This is a genomic window from Streptomyces sp. NPDC102402, from assembly GCF_044765765.1.
GTDB lineage: Bacteria > Actinomycetota > Actinomycetes > Streptomycetales > Streptomycetaceae > Streptomyces.
This window is the reverse complement of the sequence record NZ_JBIWKR010000005.1, coordinates 364,792-387,110: the sequence shown is the minus strand read 5'-3', so window position 1 is coordinate 387,110 and position 22,319 is coordinate 364,792. Positions and strand designations below refer to the sequence as shown.

Sequence of the window (22,319 nt, the reverse complement as noted above, 5' to 3'; positions counted from 1 at the left end):
CCCCGTCGGCTCCCACCTCCTCGGCACCTACCGGACCGCGCCACCCCCCCCCCCCCCCCCCCCCCCCCCGGCGCCCCCCCCCCCCCCCCCCCCCCCCCCCACACCCCTGCACGAAACGTTCACAGCGACCGCGACGGCGGACCGTGGGCGGCGGGCGGCCGGGCTCCTTCAGGTCTGGAGCGGGCCGCCCGGCCCTTCGCCACCGCACTGGCGTCGTCCGCCGCCGCGGTCCCGTCCTGCCGGTGCCGCGCGCTCCCCTCATCCGGGTGCGCGGCCCGGGCAGGGCCTGGGGAGGGGCTCAGTCCTCGCGCAGGGCGCGGACCGCCTCCTCGACACGCTTGCCGTAGTCGGTGTCGGCGGCGTGGAAGTGGGCGAGGTTCTTCTCGATCACGTCGTCACGGGTGACCTGCGAGAGGCCTCCGGCGATGTTGGCGACCAGGCGGTTCTTCTCGTCCGCCGACATCAGCCGGTAGAGCTCGCCCGCCTGGAAGAAGTCGTCGTCCTTCGTGTGGAGCGGCGCCTCGTGGGTGCCGGTCCAGCCCTGCACGGGCAGCGGCGCTGCCAGTGCGGCTCCGGTCTGCGCGGGCCCGGCGTACGAGTTGGGCTCGTAGTTCTTGTCCTGGCGCGAGCCGTACCGGGTCGCGTGCAGTCCGTCGCGGCCGTAGTTGTCGGCGGTGGCCGCCTTCGGCGCGTTGACCGGGAGCTGGGTGTGGTTGATGCCCAGCCGGTAGCGCTGCGCGTCGGCGTAGGCGAACAGCCGGCCCTGGAGCATCTTGTCCGGGGACGGACCGATGCCGGGCACGAAGTTGTTCGGCGAGAAGGCCGCCTGCTCCACCTCGGCGAAGACGTTGTCCGGGTTGCGGTCCAGCACCAGGCGGCCGACCCGCCGCAGCGGGTAGTCGGCGTGCGGCCACACCTTCGTCACGTCGAAGGGGTTGAAGCGGTAGTCCGCCGCCTCGGCCGCCGGCATGATCTGCACGTGCAGCGTCCAGGACGGGTTGACGCCCCGTTCGATGGCCTGGAGCAGGTCCGTCTGGTGGGAGTTGGCGTCCTTGCCGACCTGGTCGGCGGCCTGCTCGGCGGAGAGGGAGCGCACACCCTGGTTGGTCTTGAAGTGGTACTTGACGAAGAAGGCCTCGCCCTCCGCGTTGGTCCACTGGTAGGTGTGCGAGCCGAAGCCGTTCATGTGGCGGTACGAGGCGGGGATCCCGCGGTCACCCATCAGCCAGGTGATCTGGTGCGTCGACTCGGGGGAGTTCGCCCAGAAGTCCCAGACGTTGTCCGGCTCCTGACGGCCCGTGAAGGGGTCGCGCTTCTGGGAGTGGATGAAGTCGGGGAACTTGATCGGGTCCTTGATGAAGAACACCGGGGTGTTGTTGCCGACGAGGTCGTAGTTGCCCTGCTCCGTGTAGAACTTGAGGGCGAAGCCGCGGGGGTCGCGCACGGCGTCCGCGCCGCCCAGCGAGTCGGCGACCGTCGAGAAACGTATGAACGTCTCGGTGCGACGGCCCACCTCGGAGAGGAAGTCGGCGTGGGTGAAGCCGGTGACGTCGTCGGTCACCTCGAAGTAGCCGTACGCGCCGGATCCGCGGGCGTGGACGACGCGCTCCGGGATGCGCTCACGGTTGAAGCGGGCGAGCTTCTCGAGCAGGTGCTGGTCCTGGACGAGGAGCGGCCCGCCGGCGCCGGCCGCGGCGGAGTTCTGGTTGTCGGCGACGGGGGCGCCTGACTCGGTCGTGAGCACACGCTGGGACATGGGGGCCTTCCGTACGGGGCTGCTGACGGCCTCAGGAGCGTAGATTCGCCGGGATCGTCACGTCAACAGTTTGTTGAAATTGGAGGTTAGGGTTCCGGGTCGCGGCGGCGCCTGGGCGCGACAGGACAGGTGTCAGCGCCGCCGCGACCCGGAGTTCAGGGGGCCCCGGAAGGGGGCCGGATGGTGTCAGACCTGGGAGCCGGAGAGCCGCTCGACGGAGCGCAGCAGCGCGGAGTGGTCGAGGCCGCCGTCGCCCTGGGCGCGCAGGGAGGCCACGAGCTGTGCCACGACCCCGCCGACGGGGAGTGCCGCGCCGACGTTGCGGGCGGCGTCGGTGACGATGCCCATGTCCTTGTGGTGCAGGTCGATCCGGAAGCCGGGGGCGAAGTCCCGCTTGAGGAAGTTGTCCTTCTTGCGCGTCAGCACCGTGGAGCCGGCGAGCCCGCCGTTCAGTACGTCGAGCGCGGCGGCCAGGTCGACCCCGGACTTCTCCAGGAAGACGACGGCCTCGGCGCAGGCCTGGATGTTGACGGCGACGATCAGCTGGTTGGCGGCCTTCACCGTCTGCCCGGAGCCGTGCGGCCCGCACAGCACGATGGTCTTGCCGAGCGTGTCCAGCAGCGGCTTCGCGGCGTCGAAGTCGGTCTGCTCGCCGCCGACCATGATGGACAGGACGGCCTCGATCGCGCCGGCCTCGCCGCCGGAGACGGGGGCGTCCAGGACGCGGATGCCCTTGTCCTTCGCGTTCGATGCCAGGTCCACGGAGGTCTGCGGCGTGATCGAGGACATGTCGATCAGCAGGGCGCCCTGCCGGGCGTTCTCCAGGATGCCGTCGGGGCCGTAGGCGATGGCCTCGACCTGCGGGGACGCCGGGACCATCGTGATGACGACGTCTGCGTCACGGACGGCCTCCGCGATGGAGGCGGCGCCCTTGCCGCCCGCCGCGACGAGCCGGTCGACCTTGTCCTGCTCCAGGGTGTAACCGGTCACCTGGTAACCGGCCTTGACCAGGTTCTCGGACATGGGGGAGCCCATGATGCCGAGCCCGATCCAGGCGACCTTGGGGAGGTTGCTGCTCATGAGGGTGCCTTCCGGTAAGCGTGTGTGCGAGAGGGGGCGGGCCTCAGCGGGCCGGCCGGTGCCCGGCGGGGAGCCAGCCGAACGACTCGGTGCTCGGGCGGTCGCCCGGCTTGTACTCGAGGCCGACCCAGCCGTCGTACCCGGCCTCGGTCAGCTCGTCGAGGAGCCGCTCCAGCGGGAGCGAGCCGGTGCCGGGCGCGCCGCGCCCAGGGTTGTCGGCGATCTGGACGTGGCCGGTCTTCGCGGCGTACGCCTTGATCACCTGGCTGAGGTCCTCGCCGTTCATCGACAGGTGGTAGAGGTCCAGCAGGAACGTGGCGTTGCCCAGCCCCGTCGCCTCGTTGACGCGGTCGACGACCTCGATGCCCGCCGGTGCGCTGACCAGGGGGTAGAGCGGCGACTCCGTGTCGTTGAGGGTCTCGATCAGGAGGGTGGCCCCGATCCGGTCGGCCGCGCGGGCCGCCAGGACCAGGTTCTCCAGGGCGAGTTCGTCCTGGACGGCCGGGTCCACACCCTCGACGCGGTTGCCGTACAGCGCGTTGAGCGCCTTGCAGCCGACCGAGGCCGCGAAGTCCGCCGCCACGTCGATGTTGGCGCGGAAGCGGTCCGACTCCTCGCCGGGGAGGGAGAGCGCCCCCCGGTCGGGGCCGGGGAGCCGGCCCGCGTAGAAGTTCAGCCCCACCAGCTGCGTGCCCGCGTCGTCGAGCGCCTTCTTCAGGGCGTCGAGCTCGGCCTGCGCCGGGGTGGGGGTCTCGATCCAGGGCCACCAGAGCTCGACCGCGGTGAAGCCCGCGGCGGCGGCCGCCGCGGGACGCTCCAGGAGCGGGAGTTCGGTGAAGAGGATCGAGAGGTTCACATCGAAGCGCTGGTCCGAGAAACCCATCATGCGCTCCTTCCGTATCGCGGAAGTTAGTTTCTGCTTAACGGAAGATTGCCTCGCGCCTGGTGAGGCTGTCAAGAGGCGAACCGAATTCCGGACACGCGGAAGCGGGGTGGAGGCCGTCTCGCCCTCCACCCCGCGACCGCTCACATGTGCCTGGTCAGACGGCCGGCACCGTGTCCTGGAACGTCGTGCCCGCCGTCCGGTAACCGCTCACCAGGGCCGACACCTGGGCGGGGGAGAGGACCTGGTCCTTCACGTGCAGCACGTAGTCCACCTGCTGGTCGTACGAGCGGGGCGTGGTGCTGGTCTGGCCCGCCAGGTCGATCAGCCACTGGTTGAAGTTGATCGACATCGGCCGCTCCGGCAGGTAAGCCGCGCCGTGCGTCCCGAAGGGCTGACCGTCGACGTAGTAGGTGATGGCGCTGTTGTCGATGGTGACCACCAGGTCGTGCCATCCCGCGTAGCTCTGCCGTGCCTCGCTGTGCTGGTTGACGGCCTCCCACGGGTCGGGCCGGTAGGTCTCCCAGGACGTGGTGTACAGGATGTTCGACGGCTTGCCCCAGCCGCCGTTGGGCAGGTACTCGAAGTCGTACTCCGCGTAGTCGTCCGCCATCGGCGCCTTGAGGTCGTTGATGGTGAAGAAGGTCTGGACGAGGTGGTCGCCGTCCGGACCCGACCTCGGCGCGTCGCTGAACCTCACCCGGGCCGCGTAGGTGCCGTTGCGGAACTTCGAGGACTTCGTGAGGATCTCCGTGTGCTCCGTCGAGGCACCCGTGCCCGCTGTGGACGTCTCCAGGTTCATCACCGAATTGCCGCCCTGGCTGCTGAAGGTGACGTTCTCCGGAGCCCAGACGGCGCCCGGCACCCCGGGACCGCCGGAGTTCGAGCGGACGCTCCAGCCGTTCGCCGAGATCCTCGGGTCGGTGTGACCGGTGTAGCTGAAGTCGTCGAACAGCCTCGGCCCGTCGGCCGGCGGGTCGGTGGGCGGATCCGTCGGGTCGGTGGGCCCGTTGCCCCCGGGGGCCTCGCCCCAGGCCGTGACCGTACCCAGCTGCGCGGTGATCTTCGTCCAGTCGCCGTACGTGTTGCGCCCGGCGCCGAAGGAGTAGTCGTCGCTCTGCCCCAGCGGCTGCCAGTCCGCGCGGTGGAAGCGCAGCTGCATGTCACCGGTGTCCGCTCCGGGCGCCAGGGAGCCGGCACCGGCGGTGAAGCCGATCTCCAGGTAGCGGTCGGCGGTCGCGGTCGGGTTCGGCAGGGTCCTGAAGGTGCCGGTGATGTTCGCGCAGCCCTTCACCGCCCAGGAACAGGCGAACCGGTAGGCGGCCGACGCCGAGTCGCCCTTGAAGTAGTAGCGCACCTTGACGTCGGCGAGCGGCACGCTCGCGCTCCCGGTGTTGCGTACCTTCAGCCACGGCTCGCTCTGGTCGGCCGTCGCCCCCGACGCGCTCGTGCGGTACTGGACGGCGAGCCCGCCGGCCGCGGCGGCACCGGCCGTGCCGGGCAGGGCGGCGAGGGCGGTGCAGCCCAGGGCCAGGGTGACGGCGGCGGCCGCCGCCGCGCGGGTACGGCTCCTGCGGAATGTGCTCATGGCGATGTTCCTCTCCGGAACGTGGGGGAGTGTCTACCGAGGGGGTCGCGCTGTACCTGCGGACGCGGTCTCCAGGGACCGCGTGGTGAGGGGCCGGTAGCGGACGCCGAGGGCGTCCAGCCGGGCGGTGTGCTCGCGCAGCCGCTCGACGAACCCGGCCCAGTCGCCGCGCCCGCCTGACCACGCACGGTCGGCGAGAGCGCAGAGCCGGGGGTAGGTGAGGTACTCGATCCGGTCGGGTGTCGTCACGTACTCGGTCCACAGCTGCGCCTGGGTGCCCAGCACACGGGAGGCCTCCTCCGGCTCCCAGTCGTGCGGCACCGGCTCGTTGGCGTGGACCGCGTGCAGGGGCACGGGGATGCCCGGCTGGGCGGGGGGTTCGTCCGGATCGGTGGACTGGGCGTAGTCGAGGTAGGTGGCGCGGTGGTGCGCCGTCACCACCTGGTGCCCGCGCCGCGCCGCGGTGCGGGCATGGGCCGGGTCCCGCCAGGTCATCACCGTGAACTCGGGGGGCAGTTCGCCGCCGCTCTCGGCCCAGCCGGTGGGGCGGCGGCCGTGCTCCACGAGGAACGAGCCGATGCGGCCCATGAACCAGCCGTGCAGTTCCCCGGGGCCGGCGAGCCCTTCGGCCGCCGCACGTTCCAGGGCCGCCGGGCTGTTCTCCCACTCGCCGGTGGGGCACTCCTCACCGCCGATGTGGATGTACGGGGAGGGGAAGACGTCCATGACCTCCGCCAGCACCGTCCGGCAGAAGTCGAAGACCTCCTCGTGGACCCCGAGCACGGTGTCGCAGACGCCCCACCTGGTCCAGACGTCGAGGTGCCGCTCCGGGCTGTTCCCCAGGTGCGGGTAGGCGGCCAGGGCCGCGCGGACATGGCCCGGCATCTCGATCTCCGGCACCACGGTCACCCCCCGCTCCCGCGCGTGGCGGACCAGGTCCCGCAGCTCTTCCTTGGTGTATGCACCCGAGTGCCGCACCCCGTCCGACAGCGACTGGGCGCGGGTTCCGCCCACCGAGGTCAGCCGGGGGAAGGCGTCGACCGGCATGCGCCAGCCCTGGTCGTCCGTGAGGTGCAGATGCAGGACGTTGAGTTTGTGCAGGGCCATCAGGTCCACGTACCGGCGCAGGTAGGAGACAGGCTGGAAGTGCCGGGCGACGTCGAGCATCGCGCCGCGCCAGGGGTACCGCGGCACGTCGCTGATCTCGACGCACGGCAGCTCCCAGGACCTGCCGCGGGCCCCGCCGGACAGCGCCTCGGGCGGCAGCAGCTGGCGGATCGTCTGGACGCCCCGGAGCAGACCGTCGGTCCGGGCGGCCCGCAGCATCAGGGTCCGGGGCCCCACGGTGAGGCCGTACCCCTCGTCCCCCAGGCCGCCGAGCTGCGGGTCGAGCGCCAGGACGACCCGGCCGTCGGCCGAGGGCGGAAGGGGCAGGCCGGTCGCCGGACCGAGGAGCGTCCGCAGCAGGTCCGCCGCCCCCTCGGCACCCGGAAGGGCGCGTACGGAGGTGTCCTGGTCCAGGACGAGACGGCCCGGGCGCGGCGAGAGATTGCGGGGCCGGGGGACGAGGGAGAGCTCGGGGCGTGTTGCGGGCACGGGGGCCTCCGGATTCGGGGAGTCGGGCGGTTCGCGTGGCCGGGTCCGCGGGGTCGCCGCGGCGGGCTCAGCCCTTGACCGCGCCGGCCGCGAAGCCGGAGGTCACATGGCGCTGGAGCACCAGGAAGATCACGAGGGCGGGCAGCGCGAAGAGCGTGGAGGCGGCCATGGTGGCGCCCCAGTCGGTGCCGAAGGTGTTCTGGAAGGACGAGAGCCAGACCGGCAGGGTGCGGTTGTCCTGCTGTTTGATGATCAGGAAGTTGGCGTAGGCGAACTCGTTCCAGGCGGTGATGAACCCGAAGAGCGAGGTCGCCATGAGACCGGGCGCGAGCAGCGGCAGGGCCACCCGTACGAACGCCCCCGTCCTCGTGCAGCCGTCGACCTGGGCGGCCTCCTCCAGTTCGGGCGGGATCGTCGCCAGGAAGCCCCGGAGCACCACGATCGTGAAGGGCAGCGTGATCATGAAGTAGACGAGGGTGAGGGTGGGCAGCCGGTCGAGCATGTCCGTGTCGCGCGAGATGATGTAGATGGGGATGATGAGCGACTCCCAGGGCGCCATCTGGGCGACGAAGACCAGCAGCATGAACTGCCGCCGGCCCCTCCACCGCAGCCGTGCGACGGCGAACGACGCGCCGAGCGCCACGAGGAGCGAGAGCAGCACGGCGCCCAGGGTGACCAGGACGCTGTTGCGCCAGAACAGTTCGAAGCCGTCCGCCTGTACGGCCCGGCGGAAGTGGTCCAGCGTCCAGGTGTAGGGGAGGAGGCGAGGCTCGGAGGACTGGATGTCCCGGGACGGCTTGAACGCGGTGGAGACCATCCAGTACACCGGGAACAGGCAGACCACGACGGTCACGACGGCGGCGGCGTTCAGCGGGATCCGCCGGATCCGGGGGTGCGGCGAGGTCATCGCGGGTGGTCCTCCTGTCGGAGCATCTGGCGGAAGTAGAGGACCAGCACCCCGGACATCAGGACCACGGTGATCATCGACGCGGCCGATCCCAGGTCGTAGCGCTGGCTGGAGAGCGCCGTCTGGACCGCGTACACGGGCAGGATGGTGGTGGCGTCGCCGGGCCCGCCGCGGGTCATCACCCAGATCTGGACGAACGCCTTGAAGGTCCAGATCACCTCCAGGGAGAGGACCAGCATGAAGATCGGCCGCAGCATCGGGAAGGTGACCGAGCGGAAGATGCGGGAGCCCGAGGCGCCGTCCAGGCGGGCCGACTCGTACAGCTCGCCGGGGACCGTGGTCAGGGCGGAGTAGAGGGTGACCGCCGCGAACGGCACGGACTGCCAGACGATCAGCAGGACCAGGATCGTGAAGGACGCCGTACCGTTCGCGAACCACGGGTAGCGGTCGAAGGACCCGAAGCCGAGCGCCGTCAGGGACTGGTTCACGATGCCGAACTCGGAGTGGAACAGCCACTGGAAGACCGTCGTCGCCGCGACCACGGGCATGGCCCAGGCGAGCACCAGCGAGCAGAGGACGATCGTCCGGCCGGCCCGGCGGAGGCGCTCCGTCATCAGCGCGACCAGCGTCGAGATGACCATGATCAGGACGACGTTGACGGCCATGAAGACGAAGGTGCGGCCGGTGACCTCCCAGAAGCGCGGGTCGGACAGCAGCGTCCGGTAGTTGCGCAGCCCCACGAACTCGGCGTCCCCGCTGATCAGCTGGCGGAGCCGGAAGTCCTGGAGGGAGATCACCACGGCCCGCACCAGCGGGTAGACCAGCAGATAGAGCATGCCGCCGATCGCGGGCGCGATCAGGGCGTAGGGCCAGAGGTCGCGCGGGGGTCCTCCGGCTCGCCGCCCCGGTGGTGCCTTCGGTGGACGGTGGACACGTGGCGCGGGTCTTTCACGGACAGCCGGCACGGCGGGCCTCCTCCCGGTGGTGGTGGGGAACGGACGGGCCGGATCAGGAGCCGGCGTTCATGGCCCGGGTGATGTCGGCGGAGGCCTTGGCCGCCTCCCGTTCCGGGTCACCGCCGGTGAGGACCGCGGTCATGTAGTCCTTGACCGGGTTCTCGGCCTCCACGGCCGCCCAGCCCGGGGTGTTCGGTGTCGCGTGCCCGTTCGCCGCGCCGACGGCCATCGCCGAGGCCCCCGGGTCGTCCGCCACGGCCGAGGCGAGCGACGTCCTGTTCGGGACGTAGCTCATGGCCACCGCGAGCTTCTTCTGCCAGGCGTCGCCCGTCAGCTCCTTGATGAACGTCACCGCCGCGTCCGGGTGTCCGGCCGCCGCCGGGACGACCAGGTCGGAGCCGCCGGTGAACACCGCGCCCGGTGTGCCCGCGGTCTTCCCGGGGATCGGGAAGAAGCCGAGCTTCCCCTCGAGCTCCGGGTTGTTCTCGACGACCACGTTGGCGCCTCCCGGGGTGGAGATGACCTGGGCCACCTGGCCCTTCGCCATCACCTCGGCCTGGGGCGGGTCGTCCTCGTCGGAGTCCCGGGGCCCCTTGCCGAGCGCCTGGAGCTGCGCGTAGAAGGCCATCCCGCGCAGCGCCTCGGGGGTGTCGAGGGCGCCCTTCCACCGGCCGCCGGACTCGGTGGCGAGGTCTCCGCCCTCGTCCCAGACGAAGCCGGCCAGCGCGTACCAGAGCTGTCCGGGCAGGTAGATCCCCTGGGTGCCGCCCTTGTTCAGCTTCGTGGTGGCGGCGATCCACTCCTCGCGCGTGGTGAGCTTCGCGGGGTCGACGCCGGCCTTCTCGAAGAGGTCCTTGCGGTAGACCACGACCCGGTTGGCCGCGTAGTACGGGATGCCGTACTGCTTCCCCTCGTACGAACCCGGCTCGGCCAGGCCCTTCAGCCAGTCGCCGCCGTTCAGCTCGTCCTTCCTGTCGCTGAGGTCCAGCAGCCCGCCGCTCTCCGCGAACTGCGCCACCTGCGTGTTGCCTGCCTCGATCACGTCCGGGGCGTCGTTGCTGGCCAGGGCGGCGGTGATCTTCTGGCCGATGCCGTCCCACTCCTGGATCTGGATCTTCACGTCGATGTCCGGGTGCGCGGCCTCGAAGCCCTCGGTGAACTCCTTCTGGAACGCGGCGGAAACGCTGTCGCGCATCAGCCAGACGTCGACCGTCGTCACGCCTCCGGCCTCGTCGGCGCCGTCCCCGCCGGAGCTGCAGGCACTGAGAGCGGCGGCCGTCACGAGCGCGGACACACCGGCAAGCAAGCGGTACTTCACGGTTCACCTCAACGGGAGCAGAGACCTGACCACCTGACCAGTGAAGCCCACTGGACAGCTCACCTCTTGGTGATGGATGAAAGTGGCATAGACCAATGAGGTCGTCAACCCCCCCTGTAAAAAAGGGCGTTGTGGACATCGATGTGATTGCCCCTGCTGCTCGGTCGTCGAAGTGGTTAGACTCTCCCTGACCAGTGGACATGGATCGCTCAACTGGTAAAGGGAGCGGGACGCGCGAAGGGGATCGCATGAAAGCCGACGTACCAGGGACGGTGCTCAAACGGGAGCGGGCGCGAGACGCGGTCCTGGAGCTGATCGAGAGCCGCATGCCCGGGGACGCCATCCCCTCCGAGCGGGCCCTCTGCGCCCTGCTCGGCGTCTCCCGGCCCACCCTGCGTGCCGCCGTCGACGAGCTGGTGGCCGCCGGGCTGCTGGTCCGCGAGCACGGACGCGGGATGTTCGTCGCACCGGAGAAGATCACCCAGGAGCTGGTCTCGGCGGACCTCGCCCTGAGCCTGCCCCAGGCGGCGGGGGCGTGGTCGAGCAGGCTGCTGGAGTTCACCACCCTCCAGGCGGGCGCCCGGGTCGGCCGCAAGCTGCGGATGTCGCCCGCCGAGGAGATCGTCTACGTCGCGCGGCTGCGCCTGGTCGACGGTGCTCCGATGGCTATCGAGCACCTGCACATCAGAGCGGCGCTCGTCCCCGGCCTGTCGGCGCAGGAGCTGGAGGACGGCGATCTCTACGAGCACCTGCGGCACACCCACGGGGTCCATGTCCGGGAGGCGGTCCAGGCCATCGAGCCCACCGTCGTCACGCGGGCGGAGGCCCAGCTGCTGGAGGTGCCCGAGCTCTCCCCGGCCCTGCTCTTCGAGCGCCTGACCTCGGACACCGCTGGGGTGCCCGTGGAGTACGTCCACTCGGTCTACCGGGGCGACCGCTACCGGATCGTCTCCCGGCTGGCCCTGGGTCCGGCGGCCGCCCCGCTGGTGCGGGACGGACACCACCCGGGGATCCCGCCCGGAGACTTCGCGCACGGCGACCCGATCGCCTCGTCCACCCGGGGGGACATCCAGTCCGGCTCCTGAGAGCCGGCCCCGTCGTGTGCCGGGGCCCGCGCGCGCCCGGTGTGCCCCGGGATCCGTGCCTTAGGGTCGGGGCGAGCCGTGCGAGCCGACGGACACGGCGGGACATGAGGGAGGCAACGTGCGCTTGAGGGTGGAATTCACCACCGAGCCCTTCGATCTGGACGAGGCGCCCGACCACGCCGTGGTCGCCCGTGAGGTCATCCAGACCGCCGACCTGGACGCGGTGGACGTGGGCCCCTTCGGGAACACGGCCGAAGGGGGCGCCGACGAGGTGCTGACCGCCGTGGACTCCCTGCTGCGCAAGGCGCTGGCCTCGGGTGCCACCCGGGTCTCCCTGCAGGTCAACGTGATCGGGGAGGACACCCCGTGACCGAACCGGCCGACCACCCGCTGGTCACCGCGGTGAAGCCCCTCGTCGACGCCATGGGGGCCGAGCTCCTCGCCCCTGACCAGGCCACCACCGAGGACGTGGTGCTCGCCTGGGAGGGGGCGGACGTCATAGCGGTGCGGCTCCCGCAGCTCTCCGAATCGCTCGACCACATCCTGGCGGCGATGGAGCGCCGGCACGGGATGCCGCTGGCCGACCTGGACCGCAAGGCCAAGCAGGGTGTGGTGCGCACTCTGGAGGCACGCGGTGCCTTCTCTGTGCGGCACGGGGTGGAGACGGTGGCGGGCGCCCTCGGGGTCAGCCGCTTCACCGTCTACAACTACCTCAACCGGGACAATGGAGGCGAGAGCGGGTAGTCGGCCCGTAAACGCCTCTCGATGCCGCCGTCCGGGAACTCGGGCGGCGGCATTATCTGTTCGCGGAATTTCAACAAACTGTTGACGTGGTGTTGCGAAGGGCGTTAGCTATCCGCAGCCCGACAACGCACAGCGAAAAAAGCCACGGAGGCTCCCGTGACTACGAGCTCCACACCGGGCCTCGCCCGGTTCAACACCCTGGCGGCCGAAGAGGCCGCAGCCGCGCTGCACGAGGTGTGTGCCAGTACGGCGTGGGGAAGCTTCGTCCTCGCCCACCGGCCCTACGCCGGCACGGAAGCCCTGTTCTCCGCAAGCGACGCCGCCATGGCCGAGCTCTCCGCGGAGGACCTGGCCGAGGCGATGGCGGGACACCCGCCGATCGGACGCCCCAAGCCCGGGGACCCGGCATCGGCCCGCGAGCAGCGGGGGATGGCCGGTGCGTCCGAGGAGCTCAGGGCGGAGATGCTCGAACTCAACCTGGCCTACCAGGAGCGGTTCGGACATGTCTTCCTGATCTGCGCCACCGGAGCCACCGGTGAGCAGATGCGCGACGCGGTCAAGGACCGGATCGGCAACTCGCCCGAGCGGGAACGCGAGATCGTCCGCGCGGAACTGGGCAAGATCAACCGCATTCGTCTGACCCGCCTCGCGCAGGACTCCTGAGCCCTCGCACCACCCGAAGAGAACAAGGAGCGTGACGGTCTTGAGCACCGACACCACCGCATCGGTGTCCACCCACATCCTGGACACCAGCATCGGCCGTCCCGCCGAAGCCGTCACCGTCTCCCTGGCCGCCCGCAGCGGCGGCGACACGCAGTACGTGACGCTCGGCGGATCCGCGACCGACGCGGACGGGCGCTGCAAAGACCTGCCGGCCCTGCCGGAAGGAACCACCCACGTACGGCTCGTCTTCGACACCGAGTCGTACTTCACCGCGAAGAAGCAAGCCGAGGCGCAGCAGGACGCCCCCCGCGTAAGGGACAGCGGCGCGTTCTTCCCGGAGGTGGCGATCGCATTCGCCGTCACCCCGGGCGAGCACTACCACGTGCCGCTGCTGCTCAACCCGTTCGGCTACTCCGTTTACCGAGGGAGCTAGCAGACAATGCCCACGATTCTCGGCCAGAACCAGTACGGCAAAGCAGAGAACCGCGTCGTCAAGATCACGCGGGACGGCGACACCCACCACATCAAGGACCTCAACGTCTCGGTCGCCCTCTCCGGCGACATGGACGACGTCCACTACTCCGGCTCCAACGCCAACGTCCTGCCGACCGACACCACCAAGAACACGGTGTTCGCCTTCGCCAAGGAACACGGCATCGAGTCCGCCGAGCAGTTCGGCATCCACCTCGCCCGGCACTTCGTGACCTCGCAGGAGCCGATCAAGACGGCGCGGATCAGGATCGAGGAGTACGGCTGGGAGCGCATCGCGACCTCCGACGGCAACTCCAGGTTCATCGGCGCCGACGAGGTCAAGCACTCCTTCGCCCGCAAGGGCCAGGAGACGCGGGTCAGCCAGATCACCTTCGACGGGGAGAAGTGGGAGGTCATCTCGGGCCTCAAGGACCTCTCCGTGATGAACTCGACCAACTCCGAGTTCTGGGGCTACGTCAAGGACAAGTACACGACGCTGAAGGAGGCGTACGACCGCATCCTCGCGACCGACGTCTCCGCCCGGTGGCGCTACAACTGGACCAGCGACGAAGAGCGCATGCCGAACTGGGAGAAGTCCTACGAGCAGGCACGCAAGCACATGCTCCAGGCCTTCGCGGAGACGTACTCCCTCTCGCTCCAGCAGACCCTGTACCAGATGGGTTCGCGCATCATCAACAACCGCAGTGAGATCGACGAGATCCGCTTCTCACTGCCGAACAACCACCACTTCCTGGTCGACCTGGAGCCCTTCGGCCTCAAGAACGACAACGAGGTGTACTTCGCGGCCGACCGCCCGTACGGCCTCATCGAGGCGACGGTGCTCCGGGACGGCGTCGAGCCGAAGATCCCGGTCGACATGACCAACCTCTGACGCGGTGCTGAACCGGCCTCCGCCCCCCAGTGGGGCGGGGCCCGGTCACCCGGAGGGAAATCCCATGGCACAGCCTGCAACGGGGCCGGCGAAAGGCCCATGTACCGCACCACCGAACGCTGTCGGCACGGCAGCTCATCCGGTGGACGAGAAGCTCCCGCCCTCGCGGCTCGTCCCCGCCGCGCTCCAGCACATCGCCGCCATGTACGCGGGCGTCGTCACCCCTCCGCTCATCATCGGGCAGGCCGTCGGTCTCGACGCGGCCGGCATGACCCGTCTGATCGCCGCCAGTCTCCTGATCGCGGGACTCGCCACCCTCCTCCAGACCCTCGGCGCCGGACGCTTCGCCGGGAACCGGCTGCCCTTCGTCAACGCCGCGTCCTCCGCCGGGATCGCGCCGATGCTCGCCATCGCGGAGACCAGTGCCCCCGGCCGCCAACTCCCCGCGATCTACGGGGCGGTACTCGTCGCGGGCGTCTTCTGCCTGGCCGTCGGACCCTTCTTCGGGCGGCTGCTGCGCTTCTTCCCGCCGCTGGTCACCGGCGTCGTCATCACCCTCATCGGCGTCACCCTGATGCCGGTGCCGGTCGGCTGGGCCCAGGGCGGCGACGCCACCGCCGACGACTTCGGCGCCATGAAGTACCTTGCGCTGGCCGCCTTCACCCTCGTCGTCATCCTGCTGATCCAGCGCTTCGGGCGCGGCTTCGTCAAGCAGGTGGCCCTGCTCGCAGGCATGTTCCTCGGCACGCTGGCCGCGATCCCCTTCGGACTCGCCGACTTCTCGGCGCTCGGCTCCGCCCCGATGGCCGCCCTGCCCACGCCCTTCGCCTTCGGGCCGCCCGAGTTCCAGCCCGCCGCGATCCTCTCCCTGTGCATCGTGATGCTGGTGCTGATGACGGAGTCGTCGGCCGGGATGCTGGCGCTCGGCGAGATCTGCGAGCGGCGCACCGACGGCGCCACCATCACCCGCGGTCTGCGCACGGACGGGATCGCCACGCTTCTCGGCCCGGTCTTCGGGGGTTTCCCGACCAGTGCGTTCGCCCAGAACGTCGGCGTCGTGTCGCTGACGCGGGTACGCAGCCGCTACGTCGTCGCCGCGGCCGGTGGCGCCCTGATCGTCCTGGGCGTGTTCCCCATGCTCGGCGCGGTCGTCTCGCTGGTCCCCATGCCCGTGCTCGGCGGCGCCGGCATCGTCCTGTTCGGCTCGATCGCCGTGAGCGGCATCCGGACCCTGTCCGAGGCCGGCCTCGACGACAGCTCCAACATCATCCTCGTAGCGGTGGCACTCGGCGCGGGCATCATCCCGCTCGCGGCCCCCTCCTTCTACGCCGGCTTCCCCTCCTGGGCGCAGACCGTGCTCGGCTCGGGGATCAGCGCGGGAGCGCTCGTCGCGGTCCTGCTCAATCTGTTCTTCCACCATCTCGGCACCCACAGCCGTAACGCTGTGGCACTCAAATCCTCCTAGGGTCCTGCCGTGCCCACATCGCCAGAGACAGAAGAGGGAAGCACCATGGCAGCTTCGGCGGATTCAAGGACCACTGAGCGCATCGTCATCGAGAACTGCTCGATCGCCACGGTCGACGCACACGACACCGAGTACGCCTCGGGGTACATCGTCGTGGCGGACAACCGCATCGAGTCCGTCGGCGCGGGCAAGGCGCCGGAGGGCCTCACCGGCGTCGTACGGCGCGTCGACGGCACCGGCCACCTCGTCACGCCCGGCCTCGTCAACACCCACCACCACTTCTACCAGTGGATCACCCGGGGCCTGGCGACCGACCACAACCTCTTCGACTGGCTGGTCGCCCTGTACCCGACGTGGGCGCGCATCGACGAGCCGATGGCACGCGTGGCCGCACAGGGTTCGCTCGCGATGATGGCCCGAGGCGGTGTCACCACCGCGATGGACCACCACTACGTCTATCCCCAGGGCTCCGGTGACCTGTCCGGCGCGATCATCGGCGCGGCCCGCGACATGGGCGTACGGTTCACCCTCGCCCGTGGCTCCATGGACCGCAGCAAGAAGGACGGCGGCCTTCCGCCGGACTTCGCGGTGGAGACCCTCGACGGTGCGCTCGCCGCCACCGAGGCGACCATCGACGAGCACCACGACGCCTCGTTCGGCGCGATGACGCAGGTCGCCGTGGCTCCTTGCTCCCCCTTCTCGGTGTCCACCGAACTGCTGAAGCAGGGTGCCGAACTGGCACGCCGCCGCGGCGTCCGGCTGCACACGCACGGCTCGGAGACCGTCGAGGAGGAGCAGTTCTGCAAGGAACTGTTCGGGATGGGCCCCACGGACTACTTCGAGTCGACGGGCTGGCTCGGCGACGACGTGTGGATGGCGCACTGCGTCCACATGAACGACTCCGACATCGCCGCCTTCGCCCGCACCGGCACCGGCGTCGCGCACTGCCCCTCCTCCAACGCCCGCCTCGCCGCGGGCATCGCCCGCGTCCCCGACATGCTCGCCGCCGGAGTCCCCGTCGGGCTCGGCGTCGACGGAACCGCGTCCAACGAGTCGGGCGAACTCCACACCGAACTGCGCAACGCGCTCCTCATCAACCGCCTCGGGGCCCACCGCGAGAAGGCGCTGAACGCCCGTCAGGCGCTGCGTCTGGGCACCCACGGCGGCGCCAGGGTCCTCGGCCGGGCCGACGAGATCGGCTCGCTGGAGCCGGGGAAGCTCGCCGACCTTGTGCTGTGGAAGCTGGACACCCTGGCCCACGCCTCCATCGCCGACCCGGTGACCGCCCTGGTGTTCGGCGCCGCGGCTCCCGTGACGCTCTCCCTCGTCAACGGCAGGCCCGTCGTCGAGGACAGCCGCCTCATCACGGTGGACGAGGACGCCATCGCCCGCGCGACCCGCGACCAGGCCAGGCGCCTGGCGCAGATCGCCGCCGGAGCCTGACGCTCCGCACCCCCATGACAGGCCGGCCGGGGGGGACGGCCCTCGGCCGGCCGCCGTGGACCCAGCAGGGTTCACGGCAGCCTGTGAGGGGGCGCGTGAACCCGTTCACGCGCCCCCGCACAGGTGAGCTCCAAGCTGCCCGCACCAGCTGCACGACCTGCACCAACGCACCACTCAGCACCACCTCCCTGATACCCACGTCGCCCGACGTGTACCCGACCGGAGGAAGCCGTGGCAGCTACGCCCAGGTTTCGTAAGAACGCAGTCGACGGAAGCGCAGTAGAAGGAAGCGCAGCAGAAGGGAATACGGCGGAAGGACCGGTGGACAAGCACCCGGTCGACGAGAAACTGCCACCCCTCAGGATGTTCACCAGCGGCCTGCAGCACGTGGCCGCGATGTACGCGGGCGTGGTGGCCCCGCCCATGATCGTGGGGCCCGCAGTGGGCCTCAGCGCCAAGGAGACCGCCTTCCTCATGGGGGCGAGCCTCTTCACCGCGGGGATAGCCACCCTGCTCCAGACCCTCGGGTTCTGGCGCATAGGCGCCCGGCTGCCGTTCGTCAACGGCGTCTCGTTCGCCGGAGTGACGCCGATGATCGCGATAGGCAAGGACCGGGGGCACGACGGCATCGCCGTCATCTTCGGGGCGATCATCGTCGCCGGCCTCCTCGGCTTCGTCCTCGCCCCGTACTTCTGCAAACTGGTCCGGTTCTTCCCGCCCGTGGTCACCGGCACCGTCATCACACTGATCGGCGTCTCACTGCTGCCGGTCGCCTTCAACTGGTCGCAGGGCGGCAACGCGACCGCCGACGACTACGGCTCGATGACCAACATCACGATGGCCGCCGTCACCCTCCTGATCGTGCTGGCCCTGCGCAAGCTGCTGCGGGGCTTCCTCCAGCAGATCGCCATCCTGCTCGGTCTGGTGATCGGCACCCTCATCGCGATCCCCGCCGGGATCACCGACTTCGGGGCACTGGGCGACGCCGACGTGGTCGGTTTCCCGACGCCGTTCCACTTCGGCGCACCGCAGTTCGAGATCGCCGCGATCATCTCGATGTGCATCGTCATGCTGGTCTGCATGACCGAGTCCACCGCCGACATGCTGGCCCTCGGCAAGATCGTCGGCCGGCCCGCCGACGAGCGGACCATCGAGGGCGGTCTGCGCGCCGACACCCTGGGCAGTGCCATCAGCCCGCTCTTCAACGGCTTCATGTGCAGCGCGTTCGCCCAGAACATCGGGCTGGTCGCCATGACCAAGGTCCGCAGCCGGTTCGTCGTCGCCGCCGGCGGAGTCATCCTCGTCCTGCTCGGCCTGGTCCCCGTCGCCGCGTCCGTCATCGCCCTCGTCCCGCTGCCGGTCCTCGGCGGCGCGGGCATCGTGCTCTTCGGATCGGTCGCCGCGAGCGGTATCCAGACCCTGGCGACCGCGGCACTGGAGAAGGGCGAGAACGCCCTGATCGTCGCGGCGGCCGTCGGCGTCGGCCTCATCCCGATCGCCGCACCGGACTTCTACCACGCCTTCCCCGAGGACCTGCTCGTCGTCCTGGACTCGGGCATCTCCACCGGCTGCGTGGTGGCGATCGTGCTCAACCTGGCCTTCAACCACTGGGGCCGGCGGCCGGATGCGGACCCGGACCCGGAAACCGGGGTGCCGGAGAGCGAGCAGCCGAAGGACCCGATGGCCGTACCCGTCGCCCACTGATCCGCGAGGTGCGCGCACGGACACCCTCTGACGGGGCCCGTACGCGCACCTCGGGGCGCGCGGTGTCAGCCGATGTGGAAGCTGTCGCCGTAGACCTGCCAGTCGAGCGGCGGGTCCAGGTTCAGATTGCCGTTCCGCAGGAACACCCGCTGGGCCGTGTCGACCCGGCTGGTGTCCGAGTGGGCCTCCTCCTGTTCCATCGCCCAGACACGCGCGTCCAGGAACGCGTCGAGGTAGGCGGTCTCGTCACCGCCCTGCGAGGGCGGTGACGCCACGGCCAGGGCCCGCTGCCGGATCGAGCCGAAGCTCGTGGCGTCGGTGCCGCCGCCGTGCATCACGATGGCGTCGTAGTACGCGAACTGACCGAGCGTGCCGAGACCGTCGTCCTTGCCCTGACGCACCGCCGGGTCGAAGTACACCCGGTCGCGCTCGTCGTCCTGGGCCTGCTCGAACACGGGGTCCGACGCCGCCTCGGCCCAGGCGCCGGTGAATCCGGGGTCGAGCCCCTCGTGCGAGTCGGTCCCGTCGACCTCCCGCAGGGCGGGCAGGTACGCCTCCAGGACGTTGCCCGGCTTCCGCTCGGCGTACAGCTCCACCAGGGCGAGCATGTCGCCGGTGCCGGAGCAGAATCCGATGATGCCGGCGGTGTAGCCGCGGCCGTCGCCGATGTCCTCGATGTAGCCGTACTGGGCCTTCCAGTCCAGCGTGGAGTTCTCCGCGCTGGAGACCAGTTGCATGGCGATGTCCTTCTTCGCGGGATCGTCGAGTCCGCTCGCGGCTGCCTCCAGGTGTGCGGCCGACGGCGTGGGGGCGCCGGCGTGGGCGGTGGCGGGAACCGCGGTGAAGATCAGCCCGAGGGCGACGACCGCGAGTCCGGCATTGCGGGTGAGTCGGGTGAGTCGGGTGGTGCGACGTGAGGTGCTGGTGTGGGGGTGATGCACCGGGCCTCCAGGAGGAGTTCGCCGTTCCGATGTTCTGTTAGGAAGCTTTCCTATCAGGCCCCCGGGGGTGCGGTACAGGGTCCGGACGCGGGTGAGCCGAAACGTCCCCGCATGAGGAAAGAGCCCCCTGTCGGGTCGGTACGGGGGCTTGGTTCCGCCCTGTCCGCCCCCTCGCGGGCGGTGGATCCGCACCTCGGGTGTGGGTGTGAGCCTGCAATCGGCGGAACAGGAATCGCCGCTTCCGGGTAACGGCTCGGGCGGTGGAATCCCCCACGAGTACGAGCACGGGCCGGAGGCGAGGGGACCGGCGTACGCGAACGCCCCGGCGGGTGCGTCGAGCGCCCACCGGCAGGGTGTTTACGCGTGATCGATCCGGAAACTCTCGCCGTAGACACGCCAGGTCAGCGGAGTCTCCAGCTGCAGCCTTCCCTCGCGTACGAAGACGCGTTGTGCGGTCTCCACCCGGCTGGTGTCGCTGTGCGAGGGCTCCTTGCGAATGGCGGAGACCCGGGCGTCCAGGAAAGCGTTCAGATAGGCCTCCTCGTCGCCGCCGTCGGACGGCGGATCCGCCGCGGCGACGGCCTGGGCGCGTATCGTCCGGAAGCCGACGGATCCCCTGGCGTCCGCGTAACCGTGCATCACGTAGGCGTCGTAGTAGATGAACTGCCCCAGTGCGCTGAGCCCGTCGGCCTCGGCCCGCTCGACGGCCGGGTCGAAGTACGCGGAGTCACGCTCGGCGTCCTGCGCCGACCGGAACGCCGAGTCCGCCGCAGCCTCCTTCCACGCCCTGGTGAACGCGGTGCCGAGCCCTTCGTGCGAATCGCTCCCGTTCACCGCGCGCAGTGCCGGGAGGAAATCCGCGAGCGGGTTCCCCGGGCGCTCCCGGGTGTAGCGCTCGACCACCTTGAGCAGGTCTCCCGTGCCGGAGCAGAATCCGATGATGCCGGCGGTGTAGCCGCGGCCGTCGCCGATGTCCTCGACATAGGCGTACTGGGCCTTCCAGTCCAGGGTGGAGTTCTCCGCGCTGGACACCAGTCGCATGGCGATGTCCTTCTTCGCGGGGTCGTCGAGGCTCTTCTCCGGGGAGCTGGAGGACGCTCCGGAACAGCCGGCCAGGACGAGGGCCGCGGCGGCGGCGAGGGCGAGACGTCTGTGCTTCACGCGCCAAGCGTGCCAGGCCGGGGGCCGGAGCCGACGGGGCCGGGGCGCCTGTAGCGTTCGGGATATGGAAGATCAGTCTGTTGTTGACGTCGGCGATGTGCGGCTGGCGTATCGGACCTGGGGCGACCCCTTCGGCTCACCCGTGGTCCTGTTGCACGGCCTCGGGGGATCGTCCCTGAGCTGGGAGGGCGTCGGCGCGCTGCTCGGCGAGGAGTGGCGGGTGTACGCCATCGACCTCCGCGGCCACGGGGAGAGCGACTGGCCCGACGAGTACGGCTTCGAGCAGATGCGGGACGACGTCCTGGAGTTCCTCGACGCCTGCGAGCTCGACCGGGTCGGTGTGGTCGGCCACTCCATGGGCGGAGTCGTCGCCTATCTGCTCGCCGAGGAGCACGCGGACCGCGTGGAACGGCTGGTGCTGGTGGAGACCCCGCCGCCGTTTCCGGGGCAGCTGGTCACCGACACCGCCCCGGCGGGGCCGGTGGACTACGACGAGAACGCCCGCTCGGCCGTCCGGGCGCAGATCGCCGATCCGGATCCCCGCTGGGAGGAGGAGCTGGGGCAGATCGTCGCTCCGACACTGATGATCGCGGGCGGCCCGGAGAGCTCCATGCCGCAGGGGAGGCTGGCCGACATGGCCTCGCTCATCCCCGACTGCCGGCTGATCACCCTGGGCGGCGGACACCAGGTGCACAAGAAGCACGCGGACCAGGTCGCCCACCAGATCACCGAGTTCTTCACCAGCTGAGACGTCCGGCGCCCACGACGGGCGGTGTCACGTCCGGCGCCCACGACGGGCGGTGTTACGTCCGGCGCCCACGACGGGCGGTGTCGCGCCCCCGCCCGTGCGCACGGTCCCGCCGTCCGGCCTCCCGCCGGCCCCGGAGCCCGCGCCCGGACCGGCCACCGGGCAGCCGCCCGGCCGATCGCGCCCGGACCGGCTGCCGGGCAGCCGCCCGGCCGATCGCGCCCGGACCGGCCACCGGGCAGCCGCCCGGCCGACCGCGCCCGATGGGGCCGGTCAGCCGCCCGGCCGCCAGTCCGGGCGCCGGCCGCTCAGGCCGATCACCCGGTCCACCAGCGGTGCGCCGTCCGGCACGGGAACGGGCGGGCCGAAGATCGCGTCGGAGCCGGACCTGTCATCGTCGCCAGGCGCCAGCATCGCCTCCGACGACCGCAGGTCGGCGTCCTCCGCCCGGAACTTCTGCCCCGTCGACCTGGCCAGATCCCAGCCGTGTACGACCAGCTCGTTCCGCGCGACCATTCCCGCCACCTCGCCGGGCAGGTCCACCCCGCCCGCCCTGGTCATCCCCTCCAGGGCCTCCGGGGACCGCCATGCCGCGACCAGCTCGTCCAGCAGCGGCGGCAGGGCCGTGCGCCAGTCCGGGGGCAGCACCGGCAGAGCCGTGCCCGGGGAGGTGTCGGTCGTCGCGCCGAGCTGCTTGCGCCCCGCGTCACGGAACGCGACGGTCAGCCCCAGCAGGTGACCGAGCAGTTCCCGCACCGAGTAGCCGGGGCAGGGTGTCGGGCCGGAGAGCTGCCCGTCGTCGACGGCCCCGAGGAGTCCACGGATCTGCCGCGCCGCCGGCCCGAGATCGAGGCCGGGCGCGGTCGCCTTGTTCGTTTCCATACTCTTCAGACCGCTTCCGGGCCCGGAACTCATCGC

The 22,319-nt window shown here is 70.5% G+C and carries 21 protein-coding genes; 10 read left to right on the top strand and 11 right to left on the bottom strand.

All coding sequences use genetic code 11. From position 1 onward, the window contains the following. Positions 1-298: 298 nt before the first annotated feature. From ACIRJR_RS18385 to ACIRJR_RS18350, 8 genes are all read right to left on the bottom strand, one after another. Entirely contained in the window at positions 299-1,756 is a 1,458-nt protein-coding gene (locus tag ACIRJR_RS18385) for a catalase (RefSeq protein WP_403781339.1), read from the bottom strand. A gap of 186 nt (positions 1,757-1,942) precedes the next feature. Further along, positions 1,943-2,836, bottom strand: a complete 894-nt coding sequence (locus ACIRJR_RS18380) for a 2-hydroxy-3-oxopropionate reductase (RefSeq protein WP_403781337.1) — start codon at positions 2,834-2,836, stop codon at positions 1,943-1,945. Between the two features lie 43 nt (positions 2,837-2,879). Next, positions 2,880-3,719, bottom strand: a complete 840-nt coding sequence (locus ACIRJR_RS18375) for a TIM barrel protein (protein ID WP_403781929.1) — start codon at positions 3,717-3,719, stop codon at positions 2,880-2,882. Positions 3,720-3,876: 157 nt separating this feature from the next. After that, positions 3,877-5,307 (bottom strand): cellulose binding domain-containing protein, encoded by a 1,431-nt coding sequence (locus ACIRJR_RS18370; protein ID WP_403781334.1) that lies wholly within the window; start codon positions 5,305-5,307, stop codon positions 3,877-3,879. A gap of 33 nt (positions 5,308-5,340) precedes the next feature. Continuing rightward, positions 5,341-6,903 carry a beta-N-acetylhexosaminidase gene (locus ACIRJR_RS18365; RefSeq protein WP_403781331.1) on the bottom strand — a complete coding sequence of 521 codons (1,563 nt, stop codon included), beginning with the start codon at positions 6,901-6,903 and terminating at the stop codon, positions 5,341-5,343. Positions 6,904-6,970: 67 nt separating this feature from the next. Continuing rightward, positions 6,971-7,810: a carbohydrate ABC transporter permease gene (locus ACIRJR_RS18360; protein WP_403781328.1), complete on the bottom strand. Its 840-nt coding sequence runs from the start codon at positions 7,808-7,810 to the stop codon at positions 6,971-6,973. Further along, positions 7,807-8,775: a carbohydrate ABC transporter permease gene (locus ACIRJR_RS18355; RefSeq protein WP_403781325.1), complete on the bottom strand. Its 969-nt coding sequence runs from the start codon at positions 8,773-8,775 to the stop codon at positions 7,807-7,809. Before ACIRJR_RS18355 ends, ACIRJR_RS18360 begins: the two co-directional genes overlap by 4 nt. A gap of 43 nt (positions 8,776-8,818) precedes the next feature. After that, a complete protein-coding gene (locus tag ACIRJR_RS18350; protein ID WP_403781322.1) occupies positions 8,819-10,084 on the bottom strand; it encodes an extracellular solute-binding protein in 1,266 nt (421 codons plus the stop codon). 248 nt (positions 10,085-10,332) lie between these two features. On the opposite strand from ACIRJR_RS18350, the gene ACIRJR_RS18345 reads away from it, so the two are divergent. From ACIRJR_RS18345 to ACIRJR_RS18305, 9 genes are all read left to right on the top strand, one after another. After that, complete coding sequence (locus ACIRJR_RS18345) at positions 10,333-11,169, top strand: GntR family transcriptional regulator (protein WP_403781319.1); 837 nt, start codon at positions 10,333-10,335, stop codon at positions 11,167-11,169. A 118-nt stretch (positions 11,170-11,287) separates the two neighbouring features. Beyond that, positions 11,288-11,539, top strand: a complete 252-nt coding sequence (locus ACIRJR_RS18340) for a hypothetical protein (RefSeq protein WP_403781316.1) — start codon at positions 11,288-11,290, stop codon at positions 11,537-11,539. Then, on the top strand, positions 11,536-11,913 hold the full coding sequence (locus ACIRJR_RS18335) for a helix-turn-helix domain-containing protein (RefSeq protein WP_403781313.1): 378 nt from the start codon (positions 11,536-11,538) through the stop codon (positions 11,911-11,913). The genes ACIRJR_RS18340 and ACIRJR_RS18335 overlap by 4 nt, the downstream gene beginning before the upstream one ends. A 156-nt stretch (positions 11,914-12,069) precedes the next feature. Next, positions 12,070-12,576 carry a 2-oxo-4-hydroxy-4-carboxy-5-ureidoimidazoline decarboxylase gene (gene uraD, locus ACIRJR_RS18330; RefSeq protein WP_403781310.1) on the top strand — a complete coding sequence of 169 codons (507 nt, stop codon included), beginning with the start codon at positions 12,070-12,072 and terminating at the stop codon, positions 12,574-12,576. 40 nt (positions 12,577-12,616) lie between these two features. After that, positions 12,617-13,009 carry a hydroxyisourate hydrolase gene (uraH, locus tag ACIRJR_RS18325; RefSeq protein WP_329234782.1) on the top strand — a complete coding sequence of 131 codons (393 nt, stop codon included), beginning with the start codon at positions 12,617-12,619 and terminating at the stop codon, positions 13,007-13,009. 6 nt (positions 13,010-13,015) lie between these two features. Next, the gene (gene pucL, locus ACIRJR_RS18320) at positions 13,016-13,939 is read left to right on the top strand and encodes a factor-independent urate hydroxylase (protein ID WP_403781307.1); all 924 of its coding nucleotides are present in this window, start codon (positions 13,016-13,018) and stop codon (positions 13,937-13,939) included. A gap of 64 nt (positions 13,940-14,003) precedes the next feature. After that, positions 14,004-15,404 carry a nucleobase:cation symporter-2 family protein gene (locus ACIRJR_RS18315; protein WP_403781304.1) on the top strand — a complete coding sequence of 467 codons (1,401 nt, stop codon included), beginning with the start codon at positions 14,004-14,006 and terminating at the stop codon, positions 15,402-15,404. Positions 15,405-15,449: 45 nt separating this feature from the next. Further along, complete coding sequence (locus ACIRJR_RS18310) at positions 15,450-16,847, top strand: 8-oxoguanine deaminase (RefSeq protein ID WP_403781301.1); 1,398 nt, start codon at positions 15,450-15,452, stop codon at positions 16,845-16,847. Between the two features lie 231 nt (positions 16,848-17,078). After that, on the top strand, positions 17,079-18,551 hold the full coding sequence (locus ACIRJR_RS18305; protein ID WP_403781298.1) for a nucleobase:cation symporter-2 family protein: 1,473 nt from the start codon (positions 17,079-17,081) through the stop codon (positions 18,549-18,551). Positions 18,552-18,616: 65 nt separating this feature from the next. Here the strand turns inward: ACIRJR_RS18305 and ACIRJR_RS18300 are convergent, their stop codons facing one another. Then, entirely contained in the window at positions 18,617-19,492 is an 876-nt protein-coding gene (locus tag ACIRJR_RS18300; protein WP_403781295.1) for a chitosanase, read from the bottom strand. 357 nt (positions 19,493-19,849) lie between these two features. Then, positions 19,850-20,653: a chitosanase gene (locus ACIRJR_RS18295; protein WP_403781292.1), complete on the bottom strand. Its 804-nt coding sequence runs from the start codon at positions 20,651-20,653 to the stop codon at positions 19,850-19,852. 64 nt (positions 20,654-20,717) lie between these two features. Here ACIRJR_RS18295 and ACIRJR_RS18290 point away from each other — a divergent pair, with 64 nt between their 5' ends. After that, positions 20,718-21,401 (top strand): alpha/beta fold hydrolase, encoded by a 684-nt coding sequence (locus ACIRJR_RS18290; protein ID WP_403781289.1) that lies wholly within the window; start codon positions 20,718-20,720, stop codon positions 21,399-21,401. 273 nt (positions 21,402-21,674) lie between these two features. Here the strand turns inward: ACIRJR_RS18290 and ACIRJR_RS18285 are convergent, their stop codons facing one another. Continuing rightward, positions 21,675-22,283 carry a TIGR03086 family metal-binding protein gene (locus ACIRJR_RS18285; protein WP_403781286.1) on the bottom strand — a complete coding sequence of 203 codons (609 nt, stop codon included), beginning with the start codon at positions 22,281-22,283 and terminating at the stop codon, positions 21,675-21,677. Between the last annotated feature and the right edge of the window lie 36 nt (positions 22,284-22,319).